At 42.8% G+C, this 20,007-nt stretch carries 19 protein-coding genes; 8 read left to right on the top strand and 11 right to left on the bottom strand.

Annotated features, from left to right (window positions below):
* Positions 1-21: 21 nt before the first annotated feature.
* The 6 genes from rfbH to cpxR form a co-directional block, all read right to left on the bottom strand.
* A complete protein-coding gene (rfbH, locus tag Xind_RS25045) occupies positions 22-1,335 on the bottom strand; it encodes a lipopolysaccharide biosynthesis protein RfbH (protein ID WP_187649997.1) in 1,314 nt (437 codons plus the stop codon).
* A 141-nt stretch (positions 1,336-1,476) separates the two neighbouring features.
* Positions 1,477-2,550, bottom strand: a complete 1,074-nt coding sequence (gene rfbG / locus Xind_RS25040; protein WP_187649996.1) for a CDP-glucose 4,6-dehydratase — start codon at positions 2,548-2,550, stop codon at positions 1,477-1,479.
* Positions 2,551-2,555: 5 nt separating this feature from the next.
* The gene (rfbF, locus tag Xind_RS25035) at positions 2,556-3,329 is read right to left on the bottom strand and encodes a glucose-1-phosphate cytidylyltransferase (protein WP_187649995.1); all 774 of its coding nucleotides are present in this window, start codon (positions 3,327-3,329) and stop codon (positions 2,556-2,558) included.
* An 11-nt stretch (positions 3,330-3,340) separates the two neighbouring features.
* On the bottom strand, positions 3,341-4,318 hold the full coding sequence (locus Xind_RS25030; RefSeq protein WP_187649994.1) for an FAD-binding oxidoreductase: 978 nt from the start codon (positions 4,316-4,318) through the stop codon (positions 3,341-3,343).
* 582 nt (positions 4,319-4,900) lie between these two features.
* Entirely contained in the window at positions 4,901-6,271 is a 1,371-nt protein-coding gene (cpxA, locus tag Xind_RS25025) for an envelope stress sensor histidine kinase CpxA (RefSeq protein ID WP_187649993.1), read from the bottom strand.
* Positions 6,268-6,960: an envelope stress response regulator transcription factor CpxR gene (cpxR, locus tag Xind_RS25020; RefSeq protein WP_047682683.1), complete on the bottom strand. Its 693-nt coding sequence runs from the start codon at positions 6,958-6,960 to the stop codon at positions 6,268-6,270. The genes cpxA and cpxR overlap by 4 nt, the downstream gene beginning before the upstream one ends.
* A 153-nt stretch (positions 6,961-7,113) precedes the next feature.
* On the opposite strand from cpxR, the gene Xind_RS25015 reads away from it, so the two are divergent.
* From Xind_RS25015 to Xind_RS24995, 5 genes are all read left to right on the top strand, one after another.
* The gene (locus Xind_RS25015; RefSeq protein WP_187649992.1) at positions 7,114-7,599 is read left to right on the top strand and encodes a Spy/CpxP family protein refolding chaperone; all 486 of its coding nucleotides are present in this window, start codon (positions 7,114-7,116) and stop codon (positions 7,597-7,599) included.
* A gap of 361 nt (positions 7,600-7,960) precedes the next feature.
* A complete protein-coding gene (locus tag Xind_RS25010; protein WP_047682679.1) occupies positions 7,961-8,602 on the top strand; it encodes a lysophospholipid acyltransferase family protein in 642 nt (213 codons plus the stop codon).
* Positions 8,599-9,543, top strand: a complete 945-nt coding sequence (locus tag Xind_RS25005) for a phosphatidate cytidylyltransferase (RefSeq protein ID WP_187649991.1) — start codon at positions 8,599-8,601, stop codon at positions 9,541-9,543. Before Xind_RS25010 ends, Xind_RS25005 begins: the two co-directional genes overlap by 4 nt.
* 419 nt (positions 9,544-9,962) lie before the next feature.
* Positions 9,963-10,940, top strand: a complete 978-nt coding sequence (pfkA, locus tag Xind_RS25000; RefSeq protein WP_187649990.1) for a 6-phosphofructokinase — start codon at positions 9,963-9,965, stop codon at positions 10,938-10,940.
* 268 nt (positions 10,941-11,208) lie between these two features.
* A complete protein-coding gene (locus Xind_RS24995) occupies positions 11,209-12,192 on the top strand; it encodes a sulfate ABC transporter substrate-binding protein (protein WP_187650054.1) in 984 nt (327 codons plus the stop codon).
* Positions 12,193-12,276: 84 nt separating this feature from the next.
* Here the strand turns inward: Xind_RS24995 and tpiA are convergent, their stop codons facing one another.
* Entirely contained in the window at positions 12,277-13,044 is a 768-nt protein-coding gene (gene tpiA / locus Xind_RS24990; RefSeq protein WP_047682669.1) for a triose-phosphate isomerase, read from the bottom strand.
* Positions 13,045-13,176: 132 nt separating this feature from the next.
* Positions 13,177-13,797, bottom strand: coding sequence for a DUF1454 family protein (locus Xind_RS24985; RefSeq protein WP_047682667.1), 621 nt, complete (start codon positions 13,795-13,797; stop codon positions 13,177-13,179).
* A 79-nt stretch (positions 13,798-13,876) separates the two neighbouring features.
* Here Xind_RS24985 and Xind_RS24980 point away from each other — a divergent pair, with 79 nt between their 5' ends.
* Positions 13,877-14,323, top strand: a complete 447-nt coding sequence (locus Xind_RS24980; protein WP_047682665.1) for a DUF805 domain-containing protein — start codon at positions 13,877-13,879, stop codon at positions 14,321-14,323.
* 123 nt (positions 14,324-14,446) lie between these two features.
* Here the strand turns inward: Xind_RS24980 and fpr are convergent, their stop codons facing one another.
* Positions 14,447-15,193, bottom strand: coding sequence for a ferredoxin--NADP(+) reductase (gene fpr / locus Xind_RS24975; RefSeq protein WP_047682662.1), 747 nt, complete (start codon positions 15,191-15,193; stop codon positions 14,447-14,449).
* A gap of 393 nt (positions 15,194-15,586) precedes the next feature.
* Here fpr and emrD point away from each other — a divergent pair, with 393 nt between their 5' ends.
* Positions 15,587-16,774, top strand: a complete 1,188-nt coding sequence (gene emrD / locus Xind_RS24970) for a multidrug efflux MFS transporter EmrD (RefSeq protein ID WP_187649989.1) — start codon at positions 15,587-15,589, stop codon at positions 16,772-16,774.
* Between the two features lie 138 nt (positions 16,775-16,912).
* On the opposite strand, the gene glpK is transcribed toward emrD, so the two are convergent.
* Positions 16,913-18,436 carry a glycerol kinase GlpK gene (gene glpK, locus Xind_RS24965; RefSeq protein WP_187649988.1) on the bottom strand — a complete coding sequence of 508 codons (1,524 nt, stop codon included), beginning with the start codon at positions 18,434-18,436 and terminating at the stop codon, positions 16,913-16,915.
* A gap of 70 nt (positions 18,437-18,506) precedes the next feature.
* A complete protein-coding gene (locus tag Xind_RS24960) occupies positions 18,507-19,304 on the bottom strand; it encodes an MIP/aquaporin family protein (RefSeq protein WP_187649987.1) in 798 nt (265 codons plus the stop codon).
* Between the two features lie 323 nt (positions 19,305-19,627).
* Between Xind_RS24960 and zapB the strand changes: the two genes are divergently transcribed.
* On the top strand, positions 19,628-19,870 hold the full coding sequence (zapB, locus tag Xind_RS24955; protein ID WP_047682650.1) for a cell division protein ZapB: 243 nt from the start codon (positions 19,628-19,630) through the stop codon (positions 19,868-19,870).
* Positions 19,871-20,007 lie beyond the last annotated feature (137 nt).

The raw sequence follows: 20,007 nt of genomic DNA, 5'->3' as shown, positions 1-20,007 counted from the left end.
CGATTTACCTATAATGATTAATTAAAAACTAACCCCAAAGAACTCTTCAAACTTAGTAATGACATGATCCAAGTGGTCTTTAGTCAAGCCAGGATAAATACCAATCCAGAATGTTTGATGCATGATACGGTCGGTATTAGTCAACTCACCAACCACACGATACTCGCGGTTAGCAAAATAAGGTTGGCGAGTCAGATTTCCGGCAAACAGCAAACGTGTACCGATTTTGGCTTCGTCCAAGAACTTGAGAAGTTCAACACGGTTAATTCCACTGGTTTCTTTTAATGTGATAGGGAAACCAAACCAAGAAGGTTCTGAATTTTCGGTTGCTTCAGGTAATTCAAGGAACTCGGTGCAGTTTGCCAGCCCTGCTTTCAGATAGGCAAAGTTAGCCTTACGCTGTTCAACAAATTCTTCAACGCGCTCCAATTGAGCCAGCCCACAGGCAGCCTGCATGTCGGTGATCTTCAAGTTGTAACCGAGATGAGAATAGGTGTACTTGTGATCATAACCATGAGGCAATGATCCCAGTTGCTGACCAAAACGTTTGCCACAGGTATTATCGCAGCCGGGTGCACAATAACAATCGCGTCCCCAATCACGGAAAGATTCAATAATCGTTTTTAGTTTAGCTGACTTAGTGAACACAGCACCACCTTCACCCATAGTAATATGGTGCGCAGGATAGAAGCTAACGGTGCCAATATCACCGAATGTTCCAACCATTTTTCCATCATAACGAGTGCCGAGAGCATCACAGCAGTCTTCAATAAGCCATAATTTGTATTTATCAGCTATGCGGCGTACTTCAGCCAAATTAAATGGGTTACCCAATGTGTGGGCGACCATGATAGCTTTAGTTTTTTCAGTGACGGCAGCTTCAATTAGTGTTGAGTCAATGTTGTAAGTTGGAATATCTACATCGACAAAGACAGGAATAAGACCATTTTGAATAGATGGGTTAACAGTCGTTGGAAAGCCGGCTGCTACAGTGATGACTTCATCCCCTGGTTTCAGCGCACGTTCTCCCAATTTGTGAGATGTCAAAGCCGTTAAGGCTAACAGGTTAGCAGATGAACCTGATGTTGTGGTTAGCACATGGGGTACGCCAATATACTCACCTAGTTTTTTCTCAAAGGCATCATTAAAACGCCCGGTAGTCAGCCAACCATCTAGTGATGCTTCAACCATTAGTTGCAGTTCTCGGGAGCCGATTACTTTACCAGAAGGTGGTACTACGCTAGTACCTGCTACAAAAGGTTTAGGCGCCATTGCCTCCTCTGCATACTGAGCAACCAGTGAGGAGATCTGTTCACGCAATGCTTGAGCACTCATTAATTCATTTCCTGTCAATCGATTGTATTACTTGTTCTTGTCAGCAATATAAAAGGGGGAAATATGTTACGGCTATATAGGTTAAAAGCCATATATACCCTATCTCCTGAAATCTGTAGGTATAACCGTAACAAAGTTACCTTATTGTGCCGCCATATAATCGCGGATTTCACGAAGTGAAACTTCACGCATATCTTCACCGGACAACCATGCTTTATGCCAGTTAACGATACGTTCTAGCGTATTAACTAAATCCCAGCGCGGATGCCAATTCATTCTTACTTTAGCTTTGGAGCAATCTAGCTTGAGGTAATGAGCTTCATGTGGATGTTCTGTACCATCAAGTTGCCAAGTAGCACTTTCTCCCCATAATTGGATCATGGTTTCAACGATAAACTGAACGGGTTTGGCATCATTGTCATTGGGGCCAAAGTTCCATCCCTCGGCAAAGTTACAGCCATCTTTATAAAGATGTTGAGCTAGCAGTAGATAGCCGGAAAGTGGTTCTAGAACGTGTTGCCATGGACGAATCGAGTATGGATTGCGAATAACTACAGGTTCGTTATTCTGGAAAGAACGTAAAATATCTGGGATCAGTCGATCTTTAGCCCAATCACCACCGCCGATAACATTACCAGCACGAACTGAGGCCAAAGCAACTCCATGATGTGCGTAATCTTTGGGACTAAAGAAAGAGCTACGGTAGGCCGAAGCTACTAGTTCTGCACATCCTTTACTATTGGAGTAAGGATCGTAGCCACCCATTGCTTCATTTTCACGATATCCCCAAACCCATTCTTTATTTTCGTAGCATTTATCACTGGTGATATTTACAACAGCTTTAACTCCCTCAATCTGTTTGATGGTTTCTAGTAGATAGACAGTACCCATTACATTGGTGGAATAGGTTTCAACTGGGTTATCGTAGGAGAGCCTTACTAAAGGCTGAGCAGCCATATGAAAGACTATTTCGGGTTTGAAGTCAGCCATGGCTTGACGTAGATGGAAGAAATCGCGGATATCTCCCTCTTCAGAAAGTAATCCTTTGTAAACACTTGCTGTTTCAAATAGGCTGGGCTCAGTTGGGGCAGGGAGTGAATAGCCACGAACAGTTGCCCCCATCTCTTCAAGCCAGAGGGAAAGCCAACCACCTTTAAAACCAGTATGACCAGTAAGGAAAACACGCTTTCCGCTCCAGAAGTTCACATCAATCACAGTGTTTACTCCCAAATTTTCCAGGGGGCCTGTTCTTTTAACCATAACTCTTCAAGATGATGCTTGTCGCGTAGAGTATCCATCGGTTGCCAGAATCCTGTATGTTCATATGCCATCAATTCCCCTTGTTCTGCCAAGGTCATCAAAGGTTCCTGTTCCCAGATAGTGGCATCGTTATTGATAAGATTAATTACCTTAGGATTGAGTACAAAGAAACCGCCATTGATCATGGCCCCATCTCCTTTGGGTTTCTCTTTGAAGGAACGGATCTGTTTATTTTGGATATCAAGTGCTCCAAATCGTCCAGGAGGGAAAGTTGCGGTAAGGGTAGCTAATTTCCCATGGCTACGATGAAAATCTATAGTACCCTGGATATCTACGTCGGCAACACCATCTCCATAGGTAAATAGAAAAGCATCATCGTTTTTTACATATTCTGCTACTCGTTTTAGACGACCACCAGTCATAGAGGCATCTCCGGTATCAACTAACGTTACATTCCAAGGCTCTGCTCGTTTTTCGTGAACTTCCATTCGATTTTCTGTCATACGGAATGTTACGTCAGACATATGCAGGAAATAGTTGGCAAAATATTCCTTGATAACATATCCCTTGTAGCCACAGCAGATAATAAAGTCATTGATGCCATGAGCAGAATACATTTTCATGATATGCCACAAGATAGGCTTGCCACCAATTTCTACCATTGGTTTCGGTTTTACGATAGTTTCTTCGCTTAGGCGAGTACCCAGCCCACCGGCAAGAATTACAGCCTTCATTATTTCCTCATTTATTTAGATACGGTAAATGCATCAGAGAAGAAGTGTTTGCCAGACAGTTCTTTTTTTACAAAATCAGCTCTTGCAGCTTCAATCATCATTGGGGAACCACAAGCATACACGGCAAATGTTGAGAGGCTATGAAAATCCTCTATTACTGCTTTATGTACGAATCCTTTTCTTCCTGACCATTGAGAATCTTCACCAGATATGACTGGTACATAACGTATATTTTCGTGTTTATCTGCCCATTCTATTGGGAGATTCGAGTAGAAATCAGAGCTATTGTTCATTCCCCAATAGATGTGAATATCGCGTTTGGAATCTTGTTGAATAAGTTTTTCAACCATAGACTTAACTGGAGCAAATCCTGTGCCGCCAGCAAGAAAAATAATGGGGCGTACATCGTCTCTGACAAAGAAAGTTCCTATTGGCCCTTCTAACCTCAATAAGGTATTTATAGCCAAGTTATTAAACAAGAGGCCACTCATAGCACCATTATTGACTCGGCGAATATGTAACTCAATTCCATCTTGAATATTAGCGTTAGCGATGGAGTAACTACGTACTATCCCTTGATAATGTAGATTGATGTATTGACCAGGTAGGAATGCAAAAGATGCAGTGGGTGGCAGCCTAAATTTAATGATTATATATTCATCCGCTATTATATTAGTTGAACTAACTTTGCAGGGAACAATCTTTTGTGTTATCTCAGCAAGTTCCGGGTAATATTCAGCTTCTATAGTAACCTCGTCAGAGGTAGGCTTGCATTGACAAGTTAGAAAACGATCGCCAGTTTTGTAGACATTCTCTTGTTTATCGGATACTTCCCCAGCAATCAAAACGGATTCACACATACCACACGAACCATTCTTGCAGCTATACTCTAGTACCACGCCAGATTCTAGAGCGGACTCCAGAACTGTCTTACTTTTTATTGCCCTGAATGTGATTTGAGAAGGAGATAGTTTAACTGTTGTGGTCATATTTACTCAATATATTGTATTTTTTAATGCAGAGGCAGTTTGGTCTTTAGCTGAAAGTTGAAGAGTTATTTCTAAAACCAGTCAATTACAAGCTTTTCATTATTTCATATTGTCAGATTTTAACTTATTGAATTTTATATTTTCTTGTAAATGAATAAAAATCGGCATGGTGTCTAGGAATGAAATTTCAAGAAGATAGTATAAGCTCAAATGATTTTGATGGAATCAATGCAGAGAACACAGAGCCTATGAAACCAGCTCCATCAGTAACCAGAATTTTCATTTTTAAATTTTTCGGCTGATTTTAAGATGATGCAGAATTGGAAAGGGAATATATATTTCTATATCTGATTAAAGCTACCGCACTAGGTTACGGCTCCCAGAGTGCCTATCACTAATCGTGGATTGGTTATCTGTTTGATATAAAAATGTTTTTCTCTAAATATAAATCACTATATGAGTAATTTTCATTAATACGCGACGAGAGTAGACTCTCAATGCCTCAAGGTCAAGCATAATAGTCTTTTTTTTTAAATTATTACATACTGTTATTAACTAAATTTCGGTCAGGGCGCCATCCACCTACCGCCCATGCAACGGTAACCAAATCACCAACCGTAGCCCCCCTAAAGGGCTATCTTCTGCTTTAACCCAACCTCGATGCTGTTCTACCGCAGTTTGTACTATCGCTAACCCCAATCCAGTTCCGCCTGATTCTCTATCCCTCGCTTCGTCTGTCCGGTAAAACGGGCGGAAGATATGTTCACGGTCTTCAGGGTTGACCCCAGGGCCATCATCATCAACTGTAATCGTCACGCCATGATTATCAGCTTTAAATGCAACAGCGATATGGCTGCTGGAATAGCGAAGGGCGTTGCGGACGATGTTTTCTAGCGCACTGCCAAGTACTGCCGGGTTGCAGTAAATAGTCCATGAACCAGGGGGAGAAACGATATCCAGCGTTTTGTTCATCTGTTCGACTTCAAATTTGGCATTTTCCAATATGTCATTCCATATCTCACTGGCTTTGACATTTTCACGCAGTAACTCGTTCTTATGTTGGTTGCGGGAAAGTATTAAAAGGTCATTAATCATGCCATCCAGACGCTGAGTTTCTGTTTCAATGCGCTCCAGTTCTTTGCTTTCTCCGTGGCGGCGGCGTAGCAATGCTGTTGCAAGTTGTAAGCGGGTAAGGGGAGTGCGTAATTCGTGCGAAATATCGGATATCAGCCGTTGTTGGGCGGTTACCATTCTTTCTAATGCACTGATCATTTGGTTGAAACTGCTGCCAGCAGCCAGAAATTCTTGTGGGCCTGATTCCAGTTCGGGATGTTGTCTTAGATTACCTTTTGCTACTTCATCTGCCGCGTTTTTTAACTTACGGGCAGGTTTTGCTAAACTCCATGCCAGCCATAGGAGTAGTGGTGCACTGATTAACATGGTTGCCGCAGGCAGCAGGAAAGGGCGATCAAACATCAAATTAATAAAATCTGATTGTGGGCTGCCTGCTGGCCGAAGCTGGTAGAGATGATAGTAATCTCCACCATCACGTATTGAAAATGGCCCAAGTATTTCTATGCGACCATATTTTTTCTTTTTAGGGTGGTCTGTATTGTCAGATTGGCCGAGGAAATTGCGAACAACCTGCATAAAATTTTTCTCATGACCAACGACACGCCCTTCAGTAGTAGCAAGATATAAGAATTGATCTGGTGGTGCCCATTGGGCAATGGCACGATCTAGCCTGAGCCACCAGAATAGATCATTGGGTGGATAACGAGTTAATTCTTCTCCAATATGTTTGGCTATCTGGTTGCCTTGCTGATATTCACTGTCTAATAGTGGGGTTAATTGCCTTGAGTCCAGTTTGGGCGCCATTAGCGCGACCATCAAAACGAGCGCCAGCGTTAGCCAGAAAATGGCAAATATGCGGGCTGTTAGGCTATTGATCATTTCGCTGAAACCATTAAATATCCGCGTCCACGTAACGTTTTAAACCAGGGTAATTCATCAGTCCGGTTGGGTAATTTACGACGAAGGTTAGAAATATGCATGTCTATGGCTCTGTCAAAAGGTGTGAGTCGTTTTCCTAATACTTCTTGACTTAAATGTTCACGGGAAACCACTTGCCCCAAATGTTGAGCCAATAAGTAGAGAAGTGTGAATTCTGTTCCAGTTAAATCCAGAATATTGCCATCAAAGCTGGCTTCCTGGCGCCCTGGGTTGAGTTGCAGTTTATCGACTTCGAGCACAGGTGTACCGTTGTCAGCTTGTTGTTCGTTCCAGTTGGAACGACGTAAAATCGCGCGTATACGGGCTACCAGTTCACGATCGTTAAAAGGCTTAGGTAAGTAATCATCTGCCCCCAGTTCTAGCCCCAGAACGCGGTCTAAATCGCTTCCTCGAGCCGTTAACATAATAACGGGAGTTTGGTGGTATTGACGTAGCTCCTTCAATGTCTCGATGCCGTTTTTACGTGGCATCATGATATCCAGTAGTAACAAGTCAATTGAAGAATCGATAAATTGTAATGCCTGCTCACCATCATGGGCGATCACTACACTGAATCCTTCCATTTCTAGTAATTCTTTTAATAAAGATGTTAGTTCGCGGTCATCATCAACTAATAATATCTTATGCATTCATTCTTCCTCCAAGAGCAAAATACGATAACAAATTTTGCTATTCCATGACTTTACGTACTTTTACATGCTCTGACGCTAGTTTGCAGCCACAAGGCTATATTACCTGCACTGAATCGAATAGTGCTATTCGATAAAGCGAGGGATTATTAAATGCGTAAAATAGCAACATTAGCTTTAGCGTCAATGTCTGTGTTTGGAACGGCAATGGCCTTAGCTGAAATTGCTGATGCGTATAATGCCTCCGAGGCTGATTCCTCACTGTTTTGTCTGCCATACGACAAGGGTGATTCTGGTTATTACCAACGTAACTATAACTATAGTTGTGTCTTTGGGGGAATTACATTAACTGAACAGCAACGACAGCAGATGTGGGATTTAGTGAAAAAACGGCATCTGCATGAGCAAGTAAGGGCGGATATACAGGCAGAACGTTGGAAGATGTATAATCTTCTGACTGCAAAGAATTTTGATGAAGCTGCGGTAAGATCGCAGCTTGAAAAAGTAGCAAAGCAGAATATTGATCTCAGTGTAGAGATAGCGCGTATTCGTCATCAAATGTATCAATTGCTGACATTGGAGCAAGAACAACAGCTCCGAAAGTGTTATAAGGCGCGAATTATTCGGGAATTGAACTGATTCTGCTATACCTATATGACGTGAAGTAATATCAATAACGATTTTCCTTGCCATAGACACCATCCCTGTCTTTCAGCCCCCTTGAGGGGCTTTTTTTTGTCCTCACATAGGGTATATCATAAGTTGTTTTCCTACTGATAATTTATGAGAAATAGCTTGCGGATTACTGGATTTAATTGAATTTATTAGCTGTTTACACATCATGTATAGGCTATCTGAAGCCTTGTCATATCTGAATAGGCCATAGGCCTGTTGTTATCTCAAACAATCTTGATTATCTTACCTTCTTGCAAGCCCTTAATTAAACAAATCTTATCACTGTTACTCTATATAAAAATAAATAGGGATAGGGATACCCTGTATGAAAAAAACTCATAAAATTAGCTTCCTGTCAAAATGTATGGGGGCGATGTTATCGGGCCTATGTCGTATCTTGACTGGTGTGCGGGTGCGATGGATAGGTTGTCAGCCTTCGACCAAAAGTCGTATTTATTATGCTAATCACACCAGCCACCTTGATGGATTAGTGATTTGGTCTGGGCTCCCTTCTGCGTTGCGTCATCTGGTTCATCCCGTTGCGGCCCGTGATTATTGGGATAAAACCCGTCTACGTCGTTATCTGATGCATAAGATATTTTGTGCGGTTTTAATCGAGCGCCAAGGCGAGAATACTCACAAAGAAGAAGTTCTTGCGCCGTTGACGGGGATTCTGGAGCGAAAAGAATCTTTAATTTTCTTTCCAGAAGGGACTCGCGGAGATGGTGAACAAATCAATCCATTCAAGAGTGGCCTGTATTATTTGGCTCGTAAGTATCCTGATGCTGAACTCATTCCGGTTTATCTGGAAAATTTAAATCGCGTTTTACCAAAGGGAAAGATATTGCTGGTGCCAATTATTTGTTCGGCCAGATTCGGTCAGCCATTGGATAAATTGACTGAGAATGAAAGTAAAGCCGCATTCTTGCAACGTGCCCAGGCTGCATTGGAGGAGTTAGTGCTATGATGGGAGTAGGCCATAATTTGATGCTGCTATTTGGCGGTATATTTGGTGCATTAATTATTGCTAGCGTGATTGGTGGGGTTTTGTCATTTCGTTATGCGGGAGAAAAGCGTAATGCGAGTATCGATAACCTGAATGCCCGTATTCGGGGCTGGTGGATGATGTGCATCGTCTGTGTCCTGGCTGTGGTTGTTGGGCCTGTCGGGTCAGTTATATTATTTGCTGTTATGTCTTTTTTTGCCCTGCGCGAATTTATCACTTTAACGCCGACTCGCCGTGGTGACCATGAGGCTTTATTCTGGTGCTTCTTCTGCTTTATACCTGTGCAGTATGTTTTGGTGGGCATGCAGTGGTATGAGTTGTTTTCGATATTTATTCCTGTTTACGTATTTCTGTTTTTACCTGCCCGCATTGCTTTGGTTGGTGATACTACTCGTTTTCTGGAGCGCACCGCAAAAATTCAGTGGGGTATGTTGGTAACTGTATTTGCCCTTAGTCATGCGCCCGCTTTGTTGATGTTGGATATTCCTGGGTATGAAGGTCAAAATATTGAGTTATTGTTGTTCCTGATGATTGTGGTGCAGATGTCTGATGTTTGGCAGTATGTGTTCGGGAAATTATTTGGTAAACGTTCCATTGTGCCGAAATTAAGCCCCAAAAAAACGGTTGAAGGGTTTTTTGGCGGTATCTTGGCTTCGGTATTGCTAGGGATGTCACTGTATTGGGTGACACCCTTTTCTCCGTGGGAAGCCGGACTGATATCATTGGCTATTACACTGATGGGGTTTATCGGCGGGTTATGTATGTCTGCAATTAAGCGTGACAGCGGAGTGAAAGACTTTGGTGAAATTATTGAAGGTCACGGCGGCATGCTGGATAGAATCGATTCGCTTTGTTTCTCTGCCCCTATCTTTTTCCATCTAACACGCTATTTTTATACCTGAAATAGACCATCCTGAATAATCCTAAGGGCTTTCGCTGATAAACATAAATTTTAATTGATGGTTCAGTATTGTTGCATTGGCTGTGACAGTATTGGGCTGTGTATTGTTGATTGGAAACATTTTTGCGTAATCAGTGTTTCAGTGCCGATATTATTTATTTACCAAGATCCTTGCCTATTGTGCCAGTGGCACGTAAAAATTGTTGGGATTGATGGGAGAATTTATTCATAATCAAAAAATCGTCAAAAAGTAAACAAAATATTAATGCAGACTGAGTATTTTTCCGTATCATGGGCACTGTTGAATCAATTCAGCTAATGAAGTGACAATCAGGTTTGGCAAAATCTGCTGTAAATCTTCCTGTCAGGGAAGGCAGTCAGCAGATTGGCAAATATTACATCTATAAGTCAGAGGTCATCATGATCAACAAGATTAAAAGAATCGGAGTCTTAACGAGTGGCGGAGATGCGCCGGGTATGAACGCCGCTATTCGTGGAGTTGTTCGTGCCGCTTTAACCGAAGGGTTAGAAGTTTATGGTATTTATGATGGCTATCTGGGGTTGTATGAAAACAGGATGAAGAAGCTCGATCGCTTTAGCGTTTCCGATATGATTAATCGTGGTGGAACGTTTTTAGGATCAGCGCGTTTTCCTGAGTTCAGAGATGATAAGGTGCGGGAAATCGCTATTGAAAATATGCGCAAAAGTGAAATTGATGCGCTGGTGGTGATTGGTGGTGATGGCTCTTATCTGGGAGCGAAAAAGCTGACTGAGGCAGGTTTCCCATGTATCGGTCTGCCCGGTACGATCGATAATGATGTGGCGGGAACTGATTATACAATCGGTTATTTTACGGCACTGGAGACGGTTGTTGAAGCGATTGATCGTCTGCGCGATACCTCAACTTCCCACAAACGTATCTCTATTGTTGAAGTAATGGGACGTTATTGTGGTGATCTGACTCTATCCGCAGCGATTGCCGGTGGATGTGAGTTTATTGTCCTGCCTGAACGTGAAATTCCTTTTGATCGTGAAGAACTATTAGCAGAAATTAAAGCTGGTATCCAGAAAGGTAAACGTCATGCCATCGTCGCTATTACTGAACATGTTTGTGAAGTAGATGAGCTGGCAAAATATATTGAAACAGAAACACGCCATGAAACTCGTGCAACGGTATTAGGCCATATTCAGCGTGGCGGTGCGCCGGTGGCTTATGACCGCATTCTGGCATCACGCATGGGGGCTTATTCTGTCCAGTTGCTACTGGAAGGTCATGGTGGCCGCTGTGTTGGTATCCAGAATGAGAAACTTATCCATCATGATATTATTGATGCGGTGCAAAATATGCAGCGTTTCTTTAAGAAAGATTGGTTGGAAACAGCGAAAAAACTCTACTGATTCTGTTCTGGTTACTCCTCTTCCCTACTAGTAAGTTCATTTTTCAGATACAGCCATATGATATATATGGCTGTTCTTTTTTGTTCGTCATATTCCTGTTGTGAATAAGTGGAAATTTTAAATTATTTCTGCGTCAGAACGCTTTCTGTCAGTTTTTATGGAGAAAATCATAAATAATTTAGGAGAGCATTTTACGATGGTTACGCAATGGGAGGTTAAGCAATGGAAGATAATGAACTGGAGCACGACAAGGTATTCTGCTCTGATAATGTTATTCTTGGTCATATTGACAGGAGGAAAGGTATGGGCGAAAGATGTGCAACTCTTGAATGTTTCTTATGATCCGACGCGTGAGTTGTATCAACAATATAATCAGGCATTCAGTCAATATTGGCAGCAGAAAACCGGAGAACGGGTAACGATCCGACAATCGCATGGTGGTTCAGGCAAGCAGGCAACTTCAGTGATTAATGGCCTTCAGGCAGATGTCGTAACATTGGCGTTGGCATATGATGTGGATGCGATTGCAGAGCGTGGTAGTATTGCTAAAAACTGGCTCCAGCGTTTACCGGATAATTCCGCGCCTTATACATCAACGATTGTTTTTCTGGTGAGAAAAGGGAATCCCAAACAGATTAAAGATTGGTCAGATTTGATCCGTCCTGATGTTTCTGTTGTAACACCAAATCCCAAAACATCCGGTGGTGCACGTTGGAACTATCTGGCTGCCTGGGGATATAGTTTGGTGCACAACAACCAGGATCAAGCTAAGGCAAAAGCATTTGTGAAGGCGTTGTATAAAAATGTTGAAGTATTGGATTCTGGTGCTCGTGGGGCAACCAATACTTTTGTTGAACGCGGTATCGGTGATGTACTGATTGCATGGGAAAATGAAGCATTGCTGGCGATTAATGCTCTAGATAAGGAAGGTGAAGGAAAATTCGAAATTATCACTCCAAGCATTTCTATTCTGGCAGAACCAACGGTGGCTGTTGTCGATAAAGTGGTTGATAAACGAGGTACACGCGAATTGGCAACTGAATATCTGAAATACCTTTATTCACCGATTGGGCAGGAAATTGCTGCAAAAAATTATTATCGTCCCCGTGATAAAGCCATTGCAGAAAAGTACCGTGCTATTTTCCCTGAGTTGAAAGTATTTACAATTGATGAGGTATTTGGTGGCTGGAAAAAAGCACAGAAGGAACACTTTTCTACTGGTGGCATATTTGATGAGATTATTCGGCGTTAATAATGGCTAGAAGAAATAAGAATTAGAAAAATAACCGCGACCAGATAACTTGGTGGCGGTTATTTTGTAACTGTTTGAGGTGTCTTAGGCTTTTTTCGCTTCCGCAGCCGCTTTCACGATAACAGCAAAGGCATCAGCTTTCAGTGATGCACCACCAACCAGAGCACCGTCGATATCTGGTTGGGTAAACAATTCAGCCGCATTGCCGGCGTTAACAGAGCCGCCGTATTGGATGATAACTTGCTCAGCAATGGCTGCATCTTGTTTAGCGATGTGGTCACGAATGAATTTATGGACAGCCTGGGCTTGCGCTGGTGTTGCTGATTTGCCGGTGCCGATTGCCCAAACGGGCTCGTAAGCAATGATTGCACCTTCGAAGGCCTCTGCGCCCAATGTGTTAAGAACAGCATCGATTTGGCGTGCACATACTGTTTCTGTCTGGCCCGCTTCGTTTTCTTGTTCGGTTTCACCAATGCATAGAACCGGAATAAGGCCTTGTTCTTTCAGGACAGCAAATTTTTTTGCTATGAATTCATCGCTTTCTTTGTGGTAAGTGCGGCGTTCAGAGTGGCCGATGATAATATATCTTGCGCCCACATCTTTCAGCATTTCTGCGGATGTTTCGCCTGTGAATGCACCAGAAAGGTTAACGCCAACATCTTGTGCACCCAGAGCGATACGGCTGCCGGCCAGTGCACTTTTTGCCAGAGAAACATACACAGTTGGTGGTGCGATAGCGACGTCACAGCCATCAATGTTGCTCAATTCTTTACGCAGGCCTGTGATCAGGTCGTTAACCATGTGGGTACTGCCATTGAGTTTCCAGTTACCCATAACTAATGGATGTCGCATATTTTTCCCTCCAACCAGAAAATAATTAAATTGCGAACTGAATTAATATTCTTCAATGAATGGCTTCATGTCATTTAAGTGGAAGGCCGACAGTATAAAGATCATCGGCCAGAATAGCTCTGCGCTATGTCACTAATTTTCATTTACTGGTACGTCAGATAGCGATAGCTTAATCGGTTCAATAGCGAAGGTCATTATATTTTCGCTGCTGTTTACGATGATATAGCGTATTGCCCCCATTTTTCGGCTGTAAAATGACTGCTTTTCTGCCGTCTTGAGGAGTTTCTCCGTTTTCTCTTTAATTTGTTCTGGGGAAAGTGTTGGTTCAAATTGGCCGATCAAGGCAACGATATACTGTTTGGTCAGCAAAAGGTTCTGTTCTTTTTCCTGCTCATTTTGGGATGGTAATAAAGTAATTTGCAGGCTTTTAATTTTCTCGCTACCTCTCTCCAGCACGGCTGAAGAGTAGATTTTTTCGTTGATTTTACTGGCGGCGCGGATAAAAGGCAGTGAGATATCTTTGCTCGTAATGACTTTATATTCATGCAGAAGAGTTTCAGGGTGTTTTTTGTTGTATTTTTCCCGGAATGTCGGGATGGTATCTTCAAAAGCCGGGGAATCTGGCAAGAGATACATGAGTTGCGGGTGTATACCTGATGTGACAGAAGGCTCACCCGCAGCAGTTGAGAATGGTAAACCGATGCTAAAAGCGATTAATATTGTCACCAGAAGTTTATTTATGTCTGTTTTCATGTTGTTACTCGCCGAGTGTCAAGCGCGGAAATAAAGTGTAAATAGCAGAAAAACAGCATCCACAATTGGAAAAGAGTACATGACATTACAACAATGGGGATTCTCATTCAAAGGTCGCATCGGGCGACGGGAATTTTGGGTCGGAATCGGTATCTGTTTCGCTCTGATTTTTATACTCCTGACTCTGCATGGAATGAATGTTCTCCCCATGAATTATGCAGCGGTAAGTACGGCCTTGATATTGTATCCGACAACAGCAATTTTTTCGAAACGCTTGCATGACCGTAATAAACGTGGTGGCTGGACGTTGCTGCTGGCATTGGCCTGGGTGTTGCTTTCCCTTAATTGGAGCGCAATGGCACCGATATGGCAATGGGGTATTGGTCGTTTTATTCCGACATTGATTTTTGTCATGATTATGCTGGATTGCGGTGTATTTCGTGGAACAGAAGGGCCAAACCGTTTTGGCAAATCGGCAGAAAGGGTTGATCACATTTCTGCTGACAATCCGGTACAAAAACGTTGATTAACTGTATATACCGAATAGATTTATCTACCCAACAGATTTCAAGATACCGCCAATAAAGCGGTGTCTTGAAAGATGAAGATCTTTGAAGAGGTGATAAGAAGTAAAAGTTATGGTTGATCGTTACCAGTATTGTTCGCTGGTAACATGGCCCGGTTTACGGCGCAGGTGTTTTTCCATGCCGCGTTGCTCTTTCAGTAGTTGCCGGGTATCTCTGACCATCTGAGGGTTTCCGCACAGCATCACGTGGCTGTTTTCTGCCTGCATAGGTAAACCGACGGCTGCTTCCATTTCACCATTTTCAATGAGTGCCGGGATCCGCCCCATCAATGAATACTGGCATTTTTCCCGACTGACGATAGTTTGGATCCGCAGTTTTCCCTGAAAAGATTTCTCTAATTGCTGCATGAGTGGTAAATAACTTAAGTCCTGCTCCAGCCTGACGGCATGCACCAGAATGATATTTTCAAATCGTTCCAAATCACTCCCTTGCTGAAGAATAGAAAGGTAAGGCCCGATGGCTGTCCCGGTCGAGAGCATCCACAGGTTTTGGCAGTCAGGAATTTCATCAAGGATAAAAAAACCTGCCGCTTGTTCTGTGACCAGCAATTCATCACCTTTCTGCAAGGCAGCAAGTCGTGGACTGAGCTTTCCTTCCGGCACAGTGACTAAATAAAACTCAAGGTTATCGTTATTGGGAGAATTGACGTAAGAATAAGCTCGTTGGATGCGCTCTCCTTCAACTTCGAGAGCAAGTTTTGCAAATTGTCCAGCAGTGAATTTTTCTATTGGTGCACATAGCTTGATACTGAATAGTGAGTCTGTCCAATTGATTATCTCTGTGACTTTTCCTGTAACCCAGTTTGCCATTGCATTTAGCCTCTCTACACGATACTGAGTGAGTAACAATACGGAGTGAAATAGATGGAGTGAATTGGCGCTCCTTTGACGAGATTTTACGCGATTGAGTGAAATAGCCTTATCAATTACGTGTCACAGTCTCATTGACTATATTTTTGCTATTTTTATGGGGTATATGTACATTTTTATTGACATTTATGGGAAATATGACTGCCATTTTTTCCATGTGTGAAATTGTATACTGCCAAGAAAAAATATAAATTGACCGGGAAAATTCAATCTAATGAAGTCAGTATGTCAGGTTTGTTTATTAATAACCTGGGGGCTTTGTTATTGCTGTTATTCCTTAAATGAAACCGGGTACACGTGTATTTTGTTTAAATAACATTGTATGTGAGTGCGATGAGAAAAATAGTGCATTTTAATTTATTGCTAATGTTAATTGCGTTGGCCGCTGTCGGGCAGATGACCCAGACAATTTATGTTCCAGTTATTGCAGATATGGCGAATTACTTCGGGAAACCTGCGGGTGAAGTACAGCGTGTTATGGCGGCATACTTATTCTCTTATGGACTCTCACAGCTCTTTTATGGACCATTATCGGATAAAATTGGTCGTCGTCCCGTTATTTTGACAGGAATGTCAATTTTTCTGGTTGCCACAACTTGTGCACTGTTTTCCTCCAGTTTATTGATATTAGTAATAGCCAGTGTATTTCAAGGCTTAGGCACGGGGGTCGGAGGAGTAATGGTGCGCACTATGCCAAGAGATTTATACACGGGGACAGAATTGCGTTATGCCAATAGTCTGTTGAATATGGCGATATTGGTCAGCCCTTTATTAGCACCGATGGTAGGCGGTATCGTAGGCCATTATTTTGGTTGGCGTGCTTGCTATTTGTTTTTATTGCTGTTGGGGGCAACTGTAACTTTGTTTTTATTCCGGCATTTACCGGAAACCCGCCCGGAGCAAACAAAGCAGAGCACGATGCTGATCTCTTTTCACCAATTGTTATCCAATGGTGTTTTTGTTTCTTACCTGATTATGTTGGTTGGTAGTCTGGCGGGTGTGGCTGTTTTTGAGGCCAGCTGCGGGGTTTTGATGGGGGCTGTTTTAGGATTGGACAGTTTAACTGTCAGTATTCTGTTTATCCTGCCGATCCCTGCTGCATTTCTGGGCTCATGGTATGCAGGACGTGAAAACAAAACGTTTTATCAATTGATGTGGAATTCCGTCATCTGTTGTTTGTTAGCAGGCACGTTGATGTGGTTGCCAGGATGGTTGGGGATTATTAATATCTGGACGCTGTTGATCCCGGCTGCATTGTTCTTTTTTGGCGCTGGTATGTTGTTCCCGCTGGCAACGACGGGGGCTATGGAGCCATTTCCTTATCTGGCTGGTGCAGCGGGGGCGTTGGTAGGTGGATTACAGAATATAGGGTCAGGCGCGGCTACATGGTTATCGGCGATGTTGCCACAAAATGGCCAGTTCAGTATTGGTATGCTGATGTTTTTTATGGCTCTGCTTATTCTATTGTGCTGGTTGCCAATTTCTCAGCGGATACAACATCAGGAACAGACAGTCGGATAAAGACGGCGAATATTGGTAGTAGGCAAAAATATTGAAGTGAGAAAGCTCTGACAGAGCAGTACTGCCATATAAAAAGTACTGTAATGTCAGAGCATTATGTTTCAATTTGGGGGTTATTTCACCTTAAAGGTTTGTTTTTCAAGCGCGGTCTTCCCATTCTTGAGCACGGGCAACCGCTTTTTTCCAACCGTTGTATCTGTGATTACGTTCTGTAGTTTCAATACTTGGACGGAATTCTTTTTCGATAGTTGCCTTACTTTTCACTTCGTCAAGATCTTTCCAGAAACCGACAGCTAAACCAGCAAGGAAGGCGGCACCTAATGCTGTGCTTTCGCGTATTTCAGGGCGCTCGACACGTGTGCCGAGAATATCAGACTGGAATTGCATCAAGAAATTATTGGCAACCGCACCACCATCTACGCGCAGTGCTTGCAGGCGTGTACCAGAATCGGCTTGCATTGCATCCAATACATCACGGGTTTGGTAAGCGATGGATTCGAGTGTGGCACGAATAATATGGTTACTGTTTGCACCACGAGTCAGGCCGAAAATGGCGCCACGGGCGTAAGGATCCCAATAAGGGGCTCCAAGACCGGTAAAGGCCGGAACAACATAAACGCCATTACTGTCTTTTACTTTTTTGGCGAAGTATTCGGAGTCTGCTGCATCTGCAATAAGTTTCAGTTCATCACGCAGCCACTGAATAGACGCACCACCTACAAATACGGCACCTTCCAGCGCATAGTTGACTTCACCTCGTGGCCCACAGGCGATGGTAGTCAGCAGCCCATGATTGGAACGTACGGCATCAGTTCCCGTATTCATCAGCAGGAAGCAGCCTGTGCCATAAGTGTTTTTTGCCATGCCAGGATGGACACATAACTGACCATAGAGTGCAGCTTGTTGATCCCCTGCAATTCCTGCAATAGGAATACGAGTACCACCTTTACCACCGATGTTGGTTTGACCATAAATTTCAGAAGATGCGGCAACTTTTGGCAACATAACGCGAGGAATACCCAACTCATCAAGGATTTTCTGATCCCAGTCGAGATTATGGATGTTGAATAGCATAGTACGGGAAGCATTGGTGTAATCGGTGACATGCACGCGACCTTGTGTCATTTTCCAAACCAACCAAGTATCAACTGTGCCGAATAACAGTTCGCCATTTTCAGCACGCAGGCGGACACCCTCAATATTGTCCAAGATCCATTTTATTTTTGTGCCGGAAAAATAGGGATCAATCACCAGACCAGTGTTATGACGGATATATTCTTCCAGACCTTCTTTTTTCTTCAGTTTTGTACAAATATCTGCTGTCCGGCGACATTGCCATACAATGGCATTGTAAACAGGTTTACCTGTTTCTTTTTCCCAGATGATAGTTGTTTCTCGTTGATTAGTGATACCAATACTGGCAATTTGATCTGTGCGGATATCTGCTTTTGCCAGCACTTCGACCAATGTTGAGCTTTGGCTGGCCCAGATTTCCATTGGATCGTGCTCCACCCAGCCTGGCTTAGGATATATTTGTGGAAACTCACGTTGTGAAATACAGACAATATTAGCGTCGTGATCAAGTATTACTGCCCGTGAACTGGTTGTCCCTTGATCCAAAGCAACGATATATTTTTTATCCGTCATATTTTCTGTTGTCATAACTATAACCTGGTTTTATTCAAAAATTTTTTTACTTTTTATCTGTTATCATCTGTCAAGGGCAGCAAAACTAAGCTCCATAGGGTAAATGGCGGGTAATCAGTTTGCGATAACCAAATGCCCCCAGAATTGCACCAACAACGGGGGCTACCAACGGAACAAGGAAATAAGGGATGTCCCGACCACCAGTCAGAGCAATATTTCCCCATCCGGCTAAATAAGCAACTAACTTAGGGCCGAAATCACGAGCGGGATTCAGGGCAAATCCGGTCAGGGGGCCAAAAGAACCACCGATAACAGCAATTAAAATACCGATAACCAGTGGTGCCAAAGGACCACGTGGAATGCCATTGCCATCATCTGTTATTGCCAGAATCAGGCAAAGCAAAACAGCCGCGATGATAACTTCAACAATAAATGCATGGAATACGGAAATTTGTGATGCAGGGTAAGTGGAAAATACTCCAGCCGTGAAAAGACTTTCTTGTGATCCACGAACAATGTTGTGAACTTGCTCATAATCAAGGAAAAGGTTGTAATACATCATATAGACGATAGCTGCGGCAACAAAACCGCCTAACATTTGAGCAATGATGTAAGGGAGTACTTTTTTTCTGTCAAAACTGGCAAATAGGCATAGCGCAATGGTTACTGCTGGATTCAGGTGTGCACCAGAAATTCCGGCAGTAAGGTAAACAGCCAGGGCAACACCAAAGCCCCAGATAATGCTGATTTCCCATAGACCCAGTTGTGCTCCTGCAAGACGGGCAGCAGCAACACAGCCTAAGCCGAAGAAAACAAGTAATGCAGTACCCAGAAATTCTGAAATGCATTGACCTGATAATGTTGGAGTGGTGGTCTGACTCATTTCTATATCCTATAAAAAGTACAGAGAGGAGATTAATTATTAGTCCTTTCTTGCTGCGTTCTGGTTACGCAGAGAAAGGCGATGTGAATTTATCGTTAATGAGCGGAAACGAGAAATAGCGAAATTGAAATCTGCGTGTTGCGTCAACAAAATGAGCGAATTCGCATTTAATTGTGGTTTTATTGGTCGCTGAAATGTGATCTTATCTCCATTTAGGATTAGTCACTATATTTCTCGTTATGCCACACATTAGAAGTATGAAACTAGACAGTCGTTAACAGGCTAAATACAATCAAGGCATTGCTTATAAGAGGGGCTAAAGAATGTCATTTGAAGTTTTTGAAAAGCTAGAATCTAAAGTTCAGCAGGCAATTGATACCATCACTTTGCTGCAAATGGAAATTGAAGAATTAAAAGAAAAGAACACAGTGTTATCTCAGGATGTCCAAAATATAACAGATAGCCGTGATTCGCTGGTACGTGAAAATGAACAGCTCAAACAAGAACAATCAGCATGGCAAGATCGCTTACGTACCTTGTTGGGTAAGATGGAAGATGTTCAGTAAGGTATCCGATAGTTTTGCGAAAAAAGGGCGATAACTACCTGTCTCTTGATCACATCTATAGCTCAAGAGACTGTGCAAGCAAGTAACCTTCAAGGATGGTTTGTAATATGAACCATCCTTCCCATAGCCTTTCCCAT

The organism is Xenorhabdus indica, assembly GCF_014467235.1.
GTDB lineage: Bacteria > Pseudomonadota > Gammaproteobacteria > Enterobacterales > Enterobacteriaceae > Xenorhabdus > Xenorhabdus indica.
Note: the sequence above shows the minus strand (reverse complement) of the source record. Positions and strands in the feature narration are given on the sequence as shown.